This window comes from Caulobacter sp. (genome assembly GCF_017744445.1).
Lineage (GTDB): Bacteria > Pseudomonadota > Alphaproteobacteria > Caulobacterales > Caulobacteraceae > Caulobacter.
Window position 1 is genome coordinate 1 of record NZ_JAGIBH010000138.1, and the last position, 580, is coordinate 580.

Consider the following 580-nt stretch of genomic DNA (forward strand, 5'->3'; position numbering starts at 1 on the left):
GGCCTGGGCTCCGACACGATGAAGGCCGGCGCCACGGGCGTGACGCTGATCGGCGGCATGGGTCACGACAGCCTCTATAGCGGCGCTGGCGACGACACGCTGGACGGCGGCGACGGCAACGACACGTTCTATCTGAGCGCCGGGGCCGACAAGATCATCGGCGGCGCGGGCAGCGACACCCTTTATTTCGTGGCCGGCGCCACGGCTCTGAACGTCGACCTGACCACGCTCTGGACCACCGGCCAGTATGCTTCGGCGGGGCTCAGCATCACCGAGGTCGAGGTGCTGGGCGCCGTCACCGGCGGCGCGATGAATGACACGGTCGTCGTCGGCGAAGCCTATGTCAGCATGACGACGCTGGACGGCGGCGGCGGCGATGATCGCCTCACGGGCGGAGGCGGCAGCGACACCATCAATGGCGGCGCCGGCGACGACGTCCTGACCGGCGGCGGCGGGCGCGACTACCTTACCGGCGGGGCCGGCGCCGACACGCTGAACGGCGGCGCGGGCGACGACTTCCTGATCATGGATGGGAGCGATCGCGCGATCGATGGCGGCGCGGGCGTGGACAGCCTGTCGT

1 protein-coding gene is annotated in these 580 nt (G+C 70.5%); it reads left to right on the plus strand.

Annotated features, from left to right (window positions below; genetic code table 11):
* Positions 1–580, plus strand: a 580-nt coding sequence (locus J7528_RS24085) for a calcium-binding protein (protein ID WP_291879907.1), incomplete at both ends; no start/stop codon positions are given.